This is a genomic window from Kitasatospora sp. NPDC059722 (assembly GCF_042733235.1).
Taxonomy (GTDB): Bacteria; Actinomycetota; Actinomycetes; order Streptomycetales; family Streptomycetaceae; genus Kitasatospora.
Genome location: NZ_JBHWGD010000016.1, coordinates 81811 through 98475, shown reverse-complemented (window position 1 = coordinate 98475; position 16665 = coordinate 81811). Strand labels below are relative to the sequence as shown.

The window sequence follows — 16665 nt, the reverse complement described above, 5'->3', positions numbered from 1 at the left end:
TGTTGGTTTTTTTTGGGGGGCGGCACCCCCGGGTGTTTTCTCAAAACCACAAACAAACAAAACATTTGTGTGTGGGTTGGGGTGTGGGGGGGGGGGCCCCCCCCCCCCGCCCCGAATCCGTTTTGGTCCAGCGGCGCGGACGCGTTAGCCTGGTTCGATGTGTGTGCTGGCGACCGGGTGTCGCCCCGGTTCCGCACGCACCAGCAATCACCTCTCGGAAGGACCCGGAGAGACATGCCTCCCAAGAAGAAGAAGGTCACGGGGCTTATCAAGCTCCAGATCAACGCCGGCGCGGCCAACCCGGCTCCGCCGGTCGGCCCCGCGCTGGGCCAGCACGGCGTCAACATCATGGAGTTCTGCAAGGCCTACAACGCTGCGACCGAGTCGCAGCGCGGCATGATCGTGCCGGTGGAGATCACGGTCTACGACGACCGTTCCTTCACCTTCATCACGAAGACGCCGCCGGCCGCGCGCCTCATCCTGAAGGCCGCCGGTATCGACAAGGGCTCCAGCGAGCCGCACAAGACCAAGGTCGCCAAGCTCACCAGCGCCCAGGTCCGCGAGATCGCCACGACCAAGATGCCCGACCTCAACGCCAACGACCTGGACGCGGCGGAGAAGATCATCGCCGGCACCGCCCGGTCGATGGGCATCACCGTCGAGGGCTGACCAGCCCCGTCCCGTCAGGGACAAACCGGCTCAGCCGTCCCTGTGGTAGGGCCTGCGCAGGTCCGTCGAATACCACAACTCCAATCACCATTCAGGAGCAGCAGTGAAGCGCAGCAAGGCTCTGAAGGCCGCGGACGCTCAGGTCGACCGCGAGCGCCTTTACGCCCCCCTCGAGGCCGTCCGCCTCGCCAAGGCGACCAGCACCACCAAGTTCGACGGCACCGTCGAGGTCGCCATGCGTCTGGGCGTCGACCCGCGCAAGGCCGACCAGATGGTCCGCAGCACCGTGATCCTCCCGCACGGCACCGGTAAGACCGCTCGGGTCCTGGTCTTCGCGACCGGCGAGCGTGCCGAGGCCGCGCGTGCTGCGGGCGCCGACATCGTCGGCTCCGACGAGCTCATCGACGAGGTCGCCAAGGGCCGCCTCGACTTCGACGCCGTCGTCGCCACCCCGGACCTCATGGGCAAGGTCGGCCGCCTGGGCCGCGTGCTCGGTCCCCGTGGCCTGATGCCGAACCCGAAGACCGGCACCGTGACCCCGGACGTCGCCAAGGCCGTCAACGAGATCAAGGGCGGCAAGATCGAGTTCCGCGTCGACAAGCACTCGAACCTGCACTTCATCATCGGTAAGGCCTCCTTCACCGACGAGCAGCTGGTCGAGAACTACGCCGCCGCGCTGGACGAGGTGCTCCGCGCCAAGCCGTCCGCCGCCAAGGGCCGCTACATCAAGAAGACCGCGTTCTCGACCACCATGGGCCCCGGCATCCAGGTGGACCCGAACCGCACCCGCAACCTCCTCGTCGAGGAAGACCCGGCCGCGGTCTGAGCCACAGCGCTCCAGAGCAGTCCGTCACGGCGGGCCCGTACTCCCCTCGCGGGGAGTGCGGGCCCGCCGTCGTTGCGTTGTCGGGCGCGTCGTACGCTCGGCCGGTCGGATCATGTGACCGACTCGTGTCGACCGCCGGAGTGTGCCGTGCTGCCGTCCGCCCACCGCCTCGCCGCCCTCGGGGCCGTCCTGCTCCTGCTCGGTGGCACCACCGGGTGCAGCCTGCTGGCCGTCCCGGACGCCCGTACCCCGGGCAACGTCGCGGCGGCGGTCCCGCCCAGGCAGGTGGTGCTCGCGGCGGCCCAGGCGCTCGACGACGCCGGCGGGGCCCGGATCGACGTCGTGACCGAGGGCCCGGCCGGGCGCCGCACCGCGAGCGGCACGCTGGTCTGGGGCGACCGGGACGAGACCGACCTGAGCGTCACCGACGAGCTGGGCACCGGGCGGCTGACCGGCCGCGACGGCGAGTTCGACCTCGTCTACCAGGGCGGCGCGGCCAAGCACGCGGACCGTACGGGCGCCGAGTCGCTGGACCCGCGCGCGGGCGCCTCGCCCGGCGGGTACGCGGGCGGCTGGACGACCTGGCTGATCAGCACTCCGGGCAGCACGGCGTACACGATGGTCCAGGCCGGGGCGCTCGGTTCGCTCGGCGCCGAGCAGCTGGCCGGGACGACGGTCGCGCACTACCAGGGCGCGGCGCCGGTGGCCGACTACTTCGGCGCGGACAAGGACTTCTCGGCCGAGCGGCTCGCCGGGGTGCTCGCCTACTACCGCGGGCTCGGGGTCACCACGATCGGGTTCGACGTGTGGGTGGGGCCGGGCAACCGGCTGCTGCGGTTGCGCGAGACGGCCAGGGGGAGCGGTGGAACCGTGGTGACCACGACGGACGTCTCCGCCCCCGGGGAGGGAGAGGGAACGCCCGCCCCGACGGGCTGACGGGCGCGCGGACATCCCCGCGTGCCGGTTCTGGCGATCCGTTAGAGTCCGCCTGAGCGAGGGCCGAAAATCGGCTCTTCAGCGGATCGTTTCGGATCTTACGGGGGGACTCCCATGCGTGCTGTGCGTCTCGCTTCGGCCGTTGTCACGGCCGCCGTGCTGGTGGGGGGCGTGACCGCCTGCGGCAGCAGTGCCAAGAGCGCGGCCGACACCAAGGGCGGTGACACCAAGGCCGCGGGCGACGCCGTCGCCGGGGCCCTGGGCGGGGACCCGAAGGCCGCGCTGGCCGCCTCCGCGCTGGTGATGCAGAAGGCCGGCAACGGCAAGGTCACCATGGTCGCCCCGGACGGCTCCGCCCACACCGGCGGCAGCGGCGACGCCGACTGGAAGGACCCGGGCAAGACGTCCGTGGACCTCACCGGTGAGATGGACACCAAGAAGCTGCGCATCCGGGTGGTCGGGACCGACGTCTACCTCGGCGGCGGGGACGCCGAGGCCGCGGCGCTCGGCGGCAAGCACTGGGTGAAGATGCCCGCCGGCAACGAGATGGGCGACGGCCTCCTGCTGATGACCCAGATGCTCAACCCGGTCGTCCAGCTGACCCTGGCCGCGGCGAACAAGCCGACCAAGGTCGGCCAGGAGGCCGTCGAGGGCACCCAGGCCACCCACATCCGCTCGGTGGAGGACACCTCCACCATGGTGGCCGGCATGACCGGGCTCAGCCCGGAGCAGCGCCAGGCCGTCCAGAAGTCGCTGGAGCAGGACGGCAAGACCATCACCGTCGACCTCTGGCTCGACGCCAAGCAGCAGCTGGTGCAGCTCCAGGAGTTCGGCGACAAGAACGGCGAGCACGACGCCGTCACCGTCAAGTACACGGGTCTCGGCAGCGCGGCGAAGATCGCGGCGCCCGCCGCGGCGGACCTCGGCAACCCGGCCGACATCCTCAAGCTGCTCGGCTGAGCCGCCCGACCACCGCACGGGGAGCCCATCGGGCTCCCCGCTCGGCAAGCTCCTGACGCCCCTCACCGGCGGCCGGTCGGCCCCGTACCGCTCGACCCGGGACGCGATGTACCTGCGCCTCGGCGGTCAGGCCGTCGGTGCCGTGGGAGGGCGGCACCGGTTGCACTACGACAAGGCGGTCATGGCGAAGGTCTCCGGGGGGGCGACCAGCTCCAGAACGCCGACCCGGCGCCACCAAGAACGGCGCGTTCAGGGTCACCGTCACATACTCGGACTACGGCACCCCGGTGACCGCCCCCGCTCCGGACCGCGCCGACACGGTGGAGCCGTCCGAGCCGGCGGCGCTGGACAAGGGGGCGCCGCGGGCTGACCCGGGCCCGGGTGGCATGGTGGCCGGAACAGCGAGGCCGCCGCGGCGGCGACCGCGGCGGAAGGGCGACCGGGGCGAAAGGGGACAGCGATGGCGGGACGGCGGCGGCTGACGGCCGTGGCGGTCGTCGTGCTGCTGGCGAGCGGGCTGAGCGCGTGCGGCGGTGGCGGCGACGCCGGGCCGACGCCCACCGGCAGCCCGACCCCGACCAGCGCCTCCCCGACGGGGCCGGCCAAGCCGACCGACCGCTCGCCGCACGGCGTCCTGCTCTCCGCCGAGCTGGCCATGCAGACCGCCCGCCGGGCCAAGGTCAGCTACCGGCTGGGGGCCGACGCCGGCGCCGGGCCGCTGTTCTGGCAGCCCAAGACGGCGCTGCAGATCAAGCGGTCCACCCCGGCCGACGCCGAGCAGCTGATCGTCGTGGACACCGTCGCCTACCAAGGCGGCGACGCGGCCACCGCGGCCCGTCAGGGCGGCAAGCACTGGGAGCGCTTCTCCACGCCGCCGGGCCCGGACGGCCACAAGGAGGTCCCGTACGCGGGGCTGATCGACCTGCTGAACCCGGTCGAGGCGCTGACCGCCGCGACCGCGGACGGCGTGGAGCCGCGGTTCGTCGCCGAGGAGAAGTTCGAGGACTCGACCGTCGAGCACTACCAGGTGACGACGACCGCGGAGAAGTACGCGGCCGCCCAGACCCAGCTGAGCCAGTCCCGCCGGGACGGGCTGCGGGCGGCGCTCGCCCCCGGCGGCTCGCTCTCGCTGACCCTGGACCTGTGGCTGAACGACAAGGACCAGCTGGTCAAGCTCCAGCGCACCGGTACCGGGGACTCCGGCCGGGCGGACGACTCGGTGCTCTACACCGACCTCGCCGGCGCCCTGCTCTCCGTCCAGGCCCCTGCCGAGACCGACACCGTGGACACCGGGACGCGCACCGTGTCCCCGCTGGCCCGCTGAGCTCCCGGCGTCCCGGGGGCGATTTGCCCCGGACGGCGGAGTCCGGTTACTGTTGCCGAAGCCAAAGACCGCTGGTTGTCGCCACGCTCTCGTCAGGGAGCCGGTGACCGAAGGATCTGCGCCCCGTGCGCAGGCAGCCCGCGCAGGTGTGTCTGGAGCTTCGACTTCCGGGTCCGCGTTCGCGCGAATGCCCGTCGAGGTCGCTACGAGCCCCGTGCGCCTGCGCACCGGGGCTCATTGCATTTTCCGCAAGAGCTTTCCTTCCGTCCGGTCGGTTCGAGGTGTGAATGGTCGACTTTCGCGGTCGGCCGGACTTCGACATCACGGAAGGAGGCGTAAGCCTATGGCCAGGCCCGACAAGGCTGCCGCCGTCGCCGAGATCACGGACAAGTTCCGTGGCTCCTCCGCGGCGCTGCTGACCGAGTACCGCGGTCTCTCGGTGAAGCAGGTCAAGACCCTGCGTCGCTCGCTCGGCGACAACGCCGAGTACGCCGTGGTGAAGAACACGCTGACCAAGATCGCGGCCAATGAGGCCGGGATCTCCGAGCTGGACGACCTGTTCAACGGTCCGACGGCTGTCGCCTTCGTCACCGGTGACCCGGTGGAGTCGGCGAAGGCTCTGCGTGACTTCGCCAAGGAGAACCCCGCTCTCATCATCAAGGGCGGTGTCCTTGACGGTAAGGCGCTGTCCGCCGATGAGATCAAGAAGCTCGCGGACCTCGAGTCCCGCGAGGTGCTGCTCGCCAAGCTGGCGGGTGCCCTGAAGGCCAAGCAGTCCCAGGCTGCCGCGCTCTTCCAGGCCCTGCCGTCGAAGCTCGTCCGCACTGTGGACGCGCTGCGCGACAAGGTCGAGCAGGGCGGTGCCGGTACGCCGGCTCCCGCCGCCGAGGACGCCGCCGCCGAGTAATTCGGCAGGCTCACGCCTCGCTGCGGGCCCGTGCCCGCCCAACCCGTACATACGGCACCACCTGCCGATTTAGTGGAAGGACGCCATCATGGCGAAGCTGTCCCAGGACGAGCTGCTCGCGCAGTTCGAGGAGCTCACCCTCATCGAGCTCGCTGCCTTCGTGAAGGCCTTCGAGGAGAAGTTCGACGTCACCGCCGCCGCCCCGGTCGCCGTTGCCGCCGCCGGTGGCCCGGCCGCCGTTGAGGCCGTCGAGGAGCAGGACGAGTTCGACGTCATCCTCGATGGTGCCGGCGACAAGAAGATCCAGGTCATCAAGGAGGTGCGCACCCTGACCTCCCTCGGCCTGAAGGAGGCCAAGGACCTCGTTGACACCGCTGGTGCCAAGGTCCTGGAGAAGGTTGCCAAGGACGTTGCCGAGAAGGCCAAGGCCGCCCTCGAGGGTGCCGGCGCCAAGGTCACCGTCAAGTGATCTCGGGCCCCCTCTGAGGGGGCTCCGGGCCGGGCCGGTCACCCTTGCGGGTGGTCGGCCCGGCCTTTTCGCGTTCCCGGCCGCAGGTCGGGACCACCGGTGTGGCCCATCGCTCACTCGGCACTGTCGGTGCCGGGGGGTATGGTGATCACCGTCATCGGGAGTAGCCCCCACCACGGCTTCTGTAACGCCGGAGGGGTTCCGATCGATGGACAGGGCGAGGTCCGCGCCGGAGGCGGGGCCCTTGACGAACCTGGCGCGGCGCGCGATTCTCAAGGCGCGAGTCCCCCGGTTGGTTTGCGGCTGGATGCATAACCAGCGGCTCCGGCGGGAAGTGACTCCACGTGAGTTGAGCGGCCCGGCTCGGTCCGGGCCGGTGCAGTGCCCAGAGCAGTACCGGCGAGCGCCCGCGCCCGCCGGCTACCGGGAGGAGTCTCCGATTCGGTTTCCGAATCAGAGCTGGACAGCAGTGTGCCCTTTGGCTACACTGTCCCTTTGCGCTGCCTGTTAGCTGCTCCGTGACTCGTCGCCCGGAGTTTGCGTTGCCCTGAAGGGGTCTGGCACCACCTCCGCAAAGCGGCTCTGACCTGGGACTTCGGTCCCGGCGGAGGCCAGTGGCGAGGGAGGCGGGACCAAGCCCATGCAGGCCCGGCTGGTACGCGCGTAGTGAGCTCCGAGCCCTCGGAAGGACCCCCCTCTTGGCCGCGCCGCGCAACGCCTCGAACAATTCCGCCGCATCCACCGCCCCGCTCCGCGTCTCCTTCGCGAAGATCAAGGAGCCCCTCGAGGTCCCCAACCTCCTGGCCCTGCAGACCGAGAGCTTTGACTGGCTGCTCGGCAACGCGGCCTGGAAGTCCCGGGTCGAGGCGGCGCTGGAGAACGGTCAGGACGTCCCCACCAAGTCCGGTCTGGAGGAGATCTTCGAGGAGATCTCCCCGATCGAGGACTTCAGCGGGTCGATGTCCCTGACCTTCCGCGACCACCGTTTCGAGCCGCCGAAGAACTCGATTGACGAGTGCAAGGACCGTGACTTCACGTACGCGGCCCCGCTCTTCGTCACGGCCGAGTTCACCAACAACGAGACCGGTGAGATCAAGTCTCAGACGGTCTTCATGGGCGACTTCCCGCTCATGACCCACAAGGGCACGTTCGTGATCAACGGCACCGAGCGTGTCGTCGTGTCGCAGCTGGTCCGTTCCCCGGGTGTGTACTTCGACTCCACCCTGGACAAGGTCTCCGACAAGGACATCTACTCCTGCAAGGTCATCCCCTCGCGTGGTGCCTGGCTGGAGATGGAGATCGACAAGCGCGACATGGTCGGCGTCCGCATCGACCGCAAGCGCAAGCAGTCCGTCACCGTGCTGCTGAAGGCGCTCGGCTGGACCAACGAGATGATTCTCGAGGAGTTCGGCGAGTACGAGTCCATGCGCAACACCCTGGAGAAGGACCACACCCAGGGCCAGGACGACGCGCTGCTGGACATCTACCGCAAGCTGCGTCCGGGCGAGCCGCCGACGCGCGAGGCCGCGCAGACGCTTCTGGAGAACCTGTACTTCAACCCGAAGCGCTACGACCTCGCGAAGGTCGGCCGCTACAAGGTGAACCGGAAGCTGGGCAACGCCGAGTCGCTGGACTCCGGCGTGCTCACCGAGCCCGACATCATCGGTGCGATCAAGTACCTGGTGAAGCTGCACGCCGGTGAGACCGAGTGGAACGACGAGACCGGCCGCGACATCGTGGTCGAGGTCGACGACATCGACCACTTCGGCAACCGCCGCCTGCGCAACGTCGGCGAGCTCATCCAGAACCAGGTCCGTACGGGTCTCGCCCGTATGGAGCGCGTCGTGCGCGAGCGCATGACCACCCAGGACGTCGAGGCGATCACGCCGCAGACCCTGATCAACATCCGGCCGGTCGTCGCCTCCATCAAGGAGTTCTTCGGCACCAGCCAGCTGTCGCAGTTCATGGACCAGACGAACCCGCTGTCGGGCCTGACCCACAAGCGCCGTCTGTCCGCCCTCGGTCCCGGTGGTCTCTCCCGTGAGCGCGCCGGCTTCGAGGTCCGTGACGTGCACCCCTCGCACTACGGGCGCATGTGTCCGATCGAGACCCCCGAAGGCCCGAACATCGGTCTGATCGGGTCGCTCGCCTCGTACGGCCGGGTCAACGCGTTCGGCTTCATCGAGACCCCGTACCGCAAGGTCGTCGACGGTGTCGTCACCGAGCAGGTGGACTACCTCACCGCCGACGAGGAGGACCGCTACGTCATCGCCCAGGCGAACGCCCCGCTGACCGCGGACCTGCACTTCGCCGAGCCTCGCGTCCTGGTCCGCCGCCGTGGCGGCGAGATCGACTACATCCCGGGCTCCGAGATCGACTACATGGACGTCTCGCCGCGCCAGATGGTGTCGGTCGCGACCGCCATGATCCCGTTCCTCGAGCACGACGACGCCAACCGCGCGCTCATGGGCTCGAACATGATGCGCCAGGCGGTGCCGCTGCTGAAGAGCGAGGCCCCGCTGGTCGGCACCGGCATGGAGTACCGCTGCGCCGTCGACGCCGCCGACGTCATCACCGCCGAGAAGGCCGGTGTCGTCCAGGAGGTCTCGGCCGACTACGTCACCGTGGCGAACGACGACGGCACCTACACCACGTACCGCGCCGCCAAGTTCACCCGCTCGAACCAGGGCACCGCCTTCAACCAGAAGGTGCTCGTGGACGAGGGCGCCCGGGTCGAGACCGGCCAGGTCCTGGCCGACGGCCCGTGCACCGACGAGGGCGAGATGGCCCTCGGCAAGAACCTGCTCGTGGCGTTCATGTCGTGGGAGGGTCACAACTACGAGGACGCGATCATCCTGTCGCAGCGCCTCGTGCAGGACGACGTCCTCTCCTCGATCCACATCGAGGAGCACGAGGTCGACGCCCGTGACACCAAGCTCGGCCCCGAGGAGATCACCCGGGACATCCCGAACGTCTCCGAGGAGGTCCTCGCCGACCTCGACGAGCGCGGCATCATCCGCATCGGCGCCGACGTCGTCACCGGCGACATCCTGGTCGGCAAGGTCACCCCGAAGGGCGAGACCGAGCTGACCCCCGAGGAGCGCCTGCTCCGCGCGATCTTCGGCGAGAAGGCCCGTGAGGTCCGCGACACCTCGCTGAAGGTCCCGCACGGTGAGTCCGGCAAGGTCATCGGCGTCCGCGTCTTCGACCGCGAAGAGGGCGACGAGCTGCCCCCGGGCGTCAACCAGCTGGTCCGCGTCTACGTGGCCCAGAAGCGCAAGATCACCAACGGTGACAAGCTCGCCGGCCGTCACGGCAACAAGGGCGTCATCTCCAAGATCCTGCCGGTCGAGGACATGCCGTTCCTGGAGGACGGCACCCCGGTCGACATCATCCTCAACCCGCTGGGCGTCCCGTCCCGAATGAACCCCGGGCAGGTCCTGGAGATTCACCTCGGGTGGCTCGCCAAGCAGGGCTGGGACGTCTCCGGCCTCGCCGACGAGTGGGCCCAGCGCCTGCAGGCGATCGGCGCCGACACCGTCCAGGGCGGCACCAACCTCGCCACCCCGGTCTTCGACGGCGCCCGCGAGGACGAGATCACCGGCCTGCTGGACAACACCACGCTCACCCGTGACGGCGAGCGCCTGGTGAACTCCACCGGCAAGGCCCGCCTGTTCGACGGCCGCTCCGGCGAGCCGTTCCCGATGCCGGTCTCGGTCGGCTACATGTACATCCTCAAGCTGCACCACCTGGTCGACGACAAGCTGCACGCCCGTTCGACCGGTCCGTACTCGATGATCACCCAGCAGCCGCTCGGTGGTAAGGCGCAGTTCGGTGGTCAGCGCTTCGGTGAGATGGAGGTGTGGGCCCTCGAGGCGTACGGCGCGGCCTACGCGCTGCAGGAGCTGCTCACCATCAAGTCCGACGACGTGCTCGGCCGCGTGAAGGTCTACGAGGCCATCGTCAAGGGCGAGAACATCCCCGAGCCCGGCATTCCCGAGTCCTTCAAGGTCCTCATCAAGGAAATGCAGTCGCTCTGCCTCAACGTGGAGGTGCTGTCCTCGGACGGCCAGTCCATCGAGATGCGGGACTCCGACGAGGACGTCTTCCGCGCCGCCGAGGAGCTCGGCATCGACCTGTCCCGGCGCGAGCCGAGCAGCGTCGAAGAGGTCTGACGGAGGTTGGGCCGGCCCGCTGACCGGGCCGGCCCGCCCCCAGGCCCCCCTCAGACCACATGAACGACTCTCGACTTACGAAAGAGGGCTTGACGACCAGTGCTTGACGTCAACTTCTTCGACGAGCTCCGCATCGGCCTGGCCACCGCCGACGACATCCGCCAGTGGTCGCACGGCGAGGTCAAGAAGCCGGAGACCATCAACTACCGCACCCTGAAGCCCGAAAAGGACGGACTCTTCTGCGAGAAGATCTTCGGCCCCACCCGGGACTGGGAGTGCTACTGCGGTAAGTACAAGCGCGTCCGCTTCAAGGGCATCATCTGCGAGCGCTGCGGCGTCGAGGTGACCCGCGCCAAGGTGCGCCGCGAGCGGATGGGCCACATCGAGCTGGCCGCCCCGGTCACCCACATCTGGTACTTCAAGGGTGTGCCGTCCCGCCTCGGCTACCTGCTCGACCTGGCGCCGAAGGACCTCGAGAAGGTCATCTACTTCGCCGCCTACATGATCACCTGGGTCGACGACGAGCGCCGTCAGCGCGACCTGCCGTCGCTGGAGGCGCACGTCTCCGTCGAGCGCCAGCAGATCGAGAACCGCCGCGACGCCGACCTCGAAGGCCGCGCCAAGAAGGCCGAGACCGACCTGGCCGAGCTGGAGGCCGAGGGCGCCAAGGCCGACGTGCGCCGCAAGGTGCGCGAGAGCGCCGAGCGCGAGATGAAGCAGCTGCGCGACCGCGCGCAGCGCGAGCTCGACCGCCTCGACGAGGTGTGGGCCCGCTTCAAGAACCTCAAGGTCCAGGACCTCGAGGGCGACGAGCTGCTCTACCGCGAGCTGCGCGACCGCTTCGGCACCTACTTCTCCGGCTCGATGGGCGCGGCGGCCCTCAAGGACCGCCTGGAGACCTTCGACCTGGCGGAGGAGTCCGAGCGCCTGCGCGAGATCATCCGCACCGGCAAGGGCCAGAAGAAGACCCGTGCGCTCAAGCGCCTCAAGGTCGTCTCCGCGTTCCTGCAGACCACCAACAAGCCCAACGGCATGGTGCTGGACTGCGTCCCGGTCATCCCGCCGGACCTGCGTCCGATGGTGCAGCTGGACGGTGGCCGCTTCGCGACCTCCGACCTGAACGACCTGTACCGCCGCGTCATCAACCGCAACAACCGCCTGAAGCGCCTGCTCGACCTCGGTGCCCCCGAGATCATCGTGAACAACGAGAAGCGCATGCTCCAGGAGGCCGTCGACGCGCTGTTCGACAACGGCCGCCGCGGCCGTCCGGTCACCGGTCCGGGCAACCGCCCGCTGAAGTCCCTCAGCGACATGCTGAAGGGCAAGCAGGGTCGTTTCCGCCAGAACCTCCTCGGCAAGCGAGTCGACTACTCGGCCCGTTCGGTCATCGTCGTCGGCCCGCAGCTCAAGCTGCACCAGTGCGGTCTGCCGAAGGCCATGGCGCTGGAGCTCTTCAAGCCGTTCGTGATGAAGCGCCTGGTTGACCTGAACCACGCGCAGAACATCAAGTCGGCCAAGCGCATGGTCGAGCGCGCCCGCCCGGTCGTGTGGGACGTGCTCGAAGAGGTCATCGCCGAGCACCCGGTCCTGCTGAACCGTGCGCCCACCCTGCACCGCCTCGGCATCCAGGCCTTCGAGCCGCAGCTGGTCGAGGGCAAGGCCATCCAGATCCACCCGCTCGTCTGCACCGCGTTCAACGCGGACTTCGACGGTGACCAGATGGCCGTCCACCTGCCGCTCTCCGCGGAGGCGCAGGCCGAGGCCCGCATCCTGATGCTGTCCTCGAACAACATCCTGAAGCCGGCCGACGGTCGCCCCGTCACCATGCCGACCCAGGACATGGTGCTCGGTCTGTTCTTCCTGACCTCGGACCGCGACAACGTGAAGGGCGCCGGCCGCACCTTCTCGTCGACCGCCGAGGCGATCATGGCCTTCGACGCCCGCGAGCTGGACGTCCAGGCCCCGATCGAGCTGCGCCTCGGCGCCGGCACCGTCCCGCCGCGCGGCTGGACCGCCCCGGTGGACGAGGACGGCCAGTCGACCTGGTTCGAGGGCGAGCCCTTCCGCCTGGGCACCACCCTGGGCCGCGCGCTCTTCAACGAGCTGCTGCCCGAGGACTACCCGTTCGTCGACTACGAGGTGGGCAAGAAGCAGCTCTCCGCGATCGTCAACGACCTGGCGGAGCGCTACCCCAAGGTCGTCGTCGCGGCGACCCTGGACAACCTGAAGTCGGCCGGCTTCCACTGGTCGACCCGCTCGGGTGTCACCGTCTCGATCTCCGACGTCGTCGTCCCGCCGAACAAGCCCCAGATCCTGGAGGGCTACGAGGCGAAGGCGGAGAAGGTCCAGCGTCAGTACGAGCGCGGCCTGATCACCAACGACGAGCGCAAGCAGGAGCTCATCGGCATCTGGACCCAGGCGACCAACGAGGTCGCCGAGGCCATGAACGAGAACTTCCCGAAGACGAACCCCATCTTCATGATGGTCGACTCGGGTGCTCGTGGAAACATGATGCAGATGCGCCAGATCGCCGGTATGCGTGGTCTGGTGTCGAACGCCAAGAACGAGACCATCCCGCGACCCATCAAGGCGTCGTTCCGTGAGGGTCTCACCGTGCTGGAGTACTTCATCTCCACCCACGGTGCCCGTAAGGGTCTGGCCGACACCGCCCTCCGTACCGCCGACTCCGGCTACCTCACCCGTCGTCTGGTCGACGTCTCCCAGGACGTCATCATTCGCGAGGAGGACTGCGGCACCGAGCGCGGCCTGAAGCTGTCGATCGGCTCCGTGGGCGCCGACGGTGTGCTGCGCAAGGCCGACGACGTCGAGACCAGCGTCTACGCCCGCATGCTCGCCGAGGACATCACGGTCGACGGCAAGCTCCTCGCCACCGCCAACACCGACCTCGGTGACGTGCTGATGGCCGAGCTGATCCGCCACGGCATCGCCGAGGTCAAGGTCCGCTCGATCCTGACCTGTGAGTCCGCCGTCGGCACCTGTGCCTTCTGCTACGGCCGTTCGCTGGCCACCGGCAAGCTGGTCGACATCGGTGAGGCGGTCGGCATCATCGCCGCCCAGTCCATCGGTGAGCCCGGTACCCAGCTGACCATGCGTACCTTCCACACCGGTGGTGTGGCCGGTGACGACATCACCCAGGGTCTGCCGCGTGTCGTCGAGCTCTTCGAGGCCCGTACCCCCAAGGGTGTGGCCCCGATCTCGGAGGCCACCGGCCGGGCGCGGATCGAGGACACCGAGAAGACCCGCAAGATCGTCATCACGCCGGACGACGGCACCGACGAGATCGCGTACCCGGTGTCCAAGCGCGTGAAGCTGCTCGTCAGCGAGGGCGAGGCGGTCGAGGTCGGCCAGAAGCTGACCATGGGTGCCACCAACCCGCACGACGTCCTGCGCATCATGGGCCAGCGTGCCGTCCAGATCCACCTGGTCGCCGAGGTCCAGAAGGTCTACAACTCGCAGGGCGTGTCGATCCACGACAAGCACATCGAGATCATCATCCGGCAGATGCTCCGCCGCGTGACGATCATCGAGTCGGGCGACGCCGAGCTGCTCCCGGGCGAGCTCGTCGAGCGCGGCCGCTTCGAGACCGAGAACCGTCGTGTGGTCTCCGAGGGCGGTCACCCCGCCTCCGGCCGTCCGCAGCTGATGGGTATCACCAAGGCCTCGCTGGCCACCGAGTCCTGGCTGTCGGCCGCCTCCTTCCAGGAGACGACCCGGGTCCTCACCGACGCGGCGATCCACGCCAAGTCGGACCCGCTGCTGGGCCTCAAGGAGAACGTCATCCTCGGTAAGCTCATCCCGGCCGGTACGGGTCTGCCCCGCTACCGCAACATCCGGGTCGAGCCGACCGAGGAGGCCAAGGCCGCCATGTACTCGGCCGTCGGCTACGACGACTACGACCTGTCGCCCTTCGGCGCCGGCTCAGGCCAGGCGGTTCCGCTGGACGACTACGACTACGGCCCGTACACCGGCTGAGTCGAGCAGCACTGATCGCAGGGCGGTCACCCCTCACGGGGTGGCCGCCCTGCGGCGTTTCCGGGCCCGGATCCCCCGTGCGGGGGAGTGGCGAGGACCGCTCCGGGGAGGGAGGCGGGGGAGGGGGCCGCTGCGCGAGTCTTCTCGGTGTCGGGATGACGGGCTTGCGAAGGGGGCCGGGAATGAAGCGGGTACTGGGTGCGGTGGCGATCACGGGGGCCGTGCTGTTCGGGATGTCGGCGTGCCTGCCGTTCGGGGGCGGCGACGACGAGCACCGCACGGTGAGCTACGGCGTCACGGACGGCGTCCGGGAGCTGGTGGTCGAGGGGCACACCGGCGGGGTCGTCGTCACGGGCGGCGGCACCGCGGTCCAGGTGACCGAGAAGCAGAACTACAAGGGGGACGCGCCGCGCACCACGCACGAGGTGAAGGACGGCGTGCTGCGGCTGACGTACGACTGCGACGCGTGTGGCGTCGGGTACGACGTGCAGGTGCCGGCCGGGACGAAGGTCACCGTCAGGGAGACGACCGGCGGGGTGCGCCTGGTCGGGCTGGCCGCCGAGGTCGACGCGTCGGTGGACAACGGGGGCGTCGAGGCGACCGGGCTGACCTCGCCGCAGGTGCGGCTGAGCGCCACCAACGGCGGGGTGCGGGCGGACTTCGCGGCGGCCCCGACGAAGGTCGAGGCCAAGGTGTCGACCGGCGGGGTGCGGCTGAAGGTGCCGGCCGGCGCGGAGTACGCGGTGGACGCGCAGGCGGGGGCCGGCGGGGTGGACCTCGGCATCCCGTCGAAGGCGGGGGCGGCGCGCAGCATCACCGCGCGGGCCGGGACCGGTGGTGTGACGGTTTCCGGTGTCTGACCGGGCGGTCGCGGCCGGCCCCGTGCGTCCGGCCGCCCGGGCCGTCCCGGAAGTCCTGCCGGTAGGGCATGATCTTCTCCGCGGGGGCGGCGTCCCCGGGTACGGGGGAGGTACGACGGTGGAGCGCGCTGCGCGCTGGCGGGGCTGGACGGCCGGGCGGAGTCCGTATGTGCTGGACACCTTGCTGGCGCTGGCCTCGGCGGCGGTCTCGGTGTGGTCGGTCTACAACGACGACGTGGCGTGGCCCTGGTGGGTCTACCTGGTCGCGGTCTCGACCGCGCTGCCGCTGCCGTGGCGGCGCCGGTTCACGCTGACCTCGCTGGCGGCGGTCAGCGCGGCGTCGGTGGTGCTGTCGCTGGTCGCGCACTCGGCGAACCCGCAGCTGCCGCTGTACGCGGTGATCGGCATCTACACGGTGGCGGAGCGCTCCTCGGAGCGGCAGCGCTGGACGGTCTTCGCGGTCGTGGTGCTCGCCAACGTGCTGGGCACCCACTCGCCGAACGGCATGTTGTTCAGCCTGCTCACCTCGGTCGGCTCGTTCGTCTTCGGCTCGCTGGTGCGCGCCCAGCGGCAGCTGGCCCGGGTGGAGGCGGCGCGGGCCCGCGAGGCGGGCGAGCGGACGGCCAGCGAGGCGGCCAGGGCGGTCGCCGAGGAGCGGGCCCGGATCGCGCGGGAGATGCACGACATCCTGGCGCACGCCGTGTCGCTGATGGTGATCCAGGCCGAGGCCGGGCCGCTGGTGGTGCACAGCAAGCCGGAGCGGGCGATCCGCGCGTTCGACACGATCGCCGATTCCGGCCGCGACGCGATGGTCCAACTGCGGCGCGTGCTGGGGGTGTTGAAGGAGGACGGGGCGAGCCCCGAGCTGGCCCCGCAGCCGCGGCTGGCCGAACTGGCCGACGTCGCCGAGCGGGTGCGCCGGGCCGGCCTGCGGGTGGAGCTCGACCTCGCGGACGGGCTGGGCGCGGTGCCCGCCGACGTCGAGGCGGCGGCGTACCGGATCGTGCAGGAGGCACTGACCAACACCGTCAAGCACTCCGGTGCCGACCTGGCCGCGATCCGGGTGCGCCGGGCCGGCGAGGCGCTGGAGGTCGTGGTGTCCGACAACGGCCGCGGCGTGCCGCTCGCCGCCGACCGCGCGGTGGGCGGCTGGTCCGGCGGGCGCGGGCTGGTCGGCATCCGGGAGCGGGCCGCCGCCTGCGGTGGGAGGGCCGAGGCCGGTCCGGGCCCGGCCGGCGAGGGCTTCCTGGTGACTGCCCGGCTGCCGTTGGGGCCGGCCGGGGTGGTGGAGAGGGTGGGCGGATGACGCCGATACGGGTGGTCGTCGCGGACGACCAGGAGCTGGTGCGGGCCGGGTTCGGGATGATCCTGGACGCCCAGCCGGACATCGAGGTGGTGGCCGAGGCGTGCGACGGCGCCGAGGCCGTCGAGGGCGGGGGCGGGCACCGCCCCCACCTGGGGGTGGCTGGGTGGTTTTAACAAAAGAAGCTGGCCCCCCCAATGCCAGTGTATTTATAGGGGGGGGCGCGAGGATTTAAAATTGGGG

General features: G+C 69.8%; 11 protein-coding genes and 1 pseudogene. All 12 read left to right on the top strand.

Annotated features, from left to right (window positions below; genetic code table 11):
- Positions 1–234 precede the first annotated feature (234 nt).
- Positions 235–669, top strand: coding sequence for a 50S ribosomal protein L11 (gene rplK / locus ACFV4F_RS13450; protein WP_350511356.1), 435 nt, complete (start codon positions 235–237; stop codon positions 667–669).
- A 103-nt stretch (positions 670–772) separates the two neighbouring features.
- Complete coding sequence (gene rplA, locus ACFV4F_RS13445) at positions 773–1495, top strand: 50S ribosomal protein L1 (protein ID WP_360342401.1); 723 nt, start codon at positions 773–775, stop codon at positions 1493–1495.
- 147 nt (positions 1496–1642) lie between these two features.
- Complete coding sequence (locus ACFV4F_RS13440) at positions 1643–2431, top strand: hypothetical protein (RefSeq protein WP_380435851.1); 789 nt, start codon at positions 1643–1645, stop codon at positions 2429–2431.
- A 123-nt stretch (positions 2432–2554) separates the two neighbouring features.
- Positions 2555–3391, top strand: coding sequence for a hypothetical protein (locus ACFV4F_RS13435; protein WP_380502178.1), 837 nt, complete (start codon positions 2555–2557; stop codon positions 3389–3391).
- Positions 3392–3851: 460 nt separating this feature from the next.
- Positions 3852–4715 carry a hypothetical protein gene (locus ACFV4F_RS13430; protein ID WP_380435855.1) on the top strand — a complete coding sequence of 288 codons (864 nt, stop codon included), beginning with the start codon at positions 3852–3854 and terminating at the stop codon, positions 4713–4715.
- Positions 4716–5058: 343 nt separating this feature from the next.
- Complete coding sequence (gene rplJ, locus ACFV4F_RS13425) at positions 5059–5622, top strand: 50S ribosomal protein L10 (RefSeq protein ID WP_350503606.1); 564 nt, start codon at positions 5059–5061, stop codon at positions 5620–5622.
- A gap of 88 nt (positions 5623–5710) precedes the next feature.
- Entirely contained in the window at positions 5711–6091 is a 381-nt protein-coding gene (gene rplL, locus ACFV4F_RS13420) for a 50S ribosomal protein L7/L12 (RefSeq protein WP_363648534.1), read from the top strand.
- 698 nt (positions 6092–6789) lie between these two features.
- Positions 6790–10266: a DNA-directed RNA polymerase subunit beta gene (gene rpoB, locus ACFV4F_RS13415; protein WP_329930352.1), complete on the top strand. Its 3477-nt coding sequence runs from the start codon at positions 6790–6792 to the stop codon at positions 10264–10266.
- 99 nt (positions 10267–10365) lie between these two features.
- Positions 10366–14259: a DNA-directed RNA polymerase subunit beta' gene (locus ACFV4F_RS13410; RefSeq protein WP_380435857.1), complete on the top strand. Its 3894-nt coding sequence runs from the start codon at positions 10366–10368 to the stop codon at positions 14257–14259.
- 182 nt (positions 14260–14441) lie between these two features.
- On the top strand, positions 14442–15119 hold the full coding sequence (locus ACFV4F_RS13405) for a DUF4097 family beta strand repeat-containing protein (protein WP_380502176.1): 678 nt from the start codon (positions 14442–14444) through the stop codon (positions 15117–15119).
- 169 nt (positions 15120–15288) lie between these two features.
- On the top strand, positions 15289–16425 hold the full coding sequence (locus ACFV4F_RS13400; protein ID WP_380435861.1) for a sensor histidine kinase: 1137 nt from the start codon (positions 15289–15291) through the stop codon (positions 16423–16425).
- A pseudogene (locus ACFV4F_RS13395) lies at positions 16422–16569 on the top strand (DNA-binding response regulator); the annotation flags it as partial. The gene ACFV4F_RS13400 and the pseudogene ACFV4F_RS13395, both read left to right, overlap by 4 nt.
- Positions 16570–16665 lie beyond the last annotated feature (96 nt).

Excerpts from the sequence above, each read along its gene's own strand:
- rplK (WP_350511356.1), top strand. The coding sequence starts at position 235 with ATGCCTCCCAAGAAGAAGAAGGTCACGGGGCTTATCAAGCTCCAGATC.
- ACFV4F_RS13430 (WP_380435855.1), top strand. The coding sequence starts at position 3,852 with ATGGCGGGACGGCGGCGGCTGACGGCCGTGGCGGTCGTCGTGCTGCTG.
- rplJ (WP_350503606.1), top strand. The coding sequence starts at position 5,059 with ATGGCCAGGCCCGACAAGGCTGCCGCCGTCGCCGAGATCACGGACAAG.
- rplL (WP_363648534.1), top strand. The coding sequence starts at position 5,711 with ATGGCGAAGCTGTCCCAGGACGAGCTGCTCGCGCAGTTCGAGGAGCTC.
- ACFV4F_RS13405 (WP_380502176.1), top strand. The coding sequence starts at position 14,442 with ATGAAGCGGGTACTGGGTGCGGTGGCGATCACGGGGGCCGTGCTGTTC.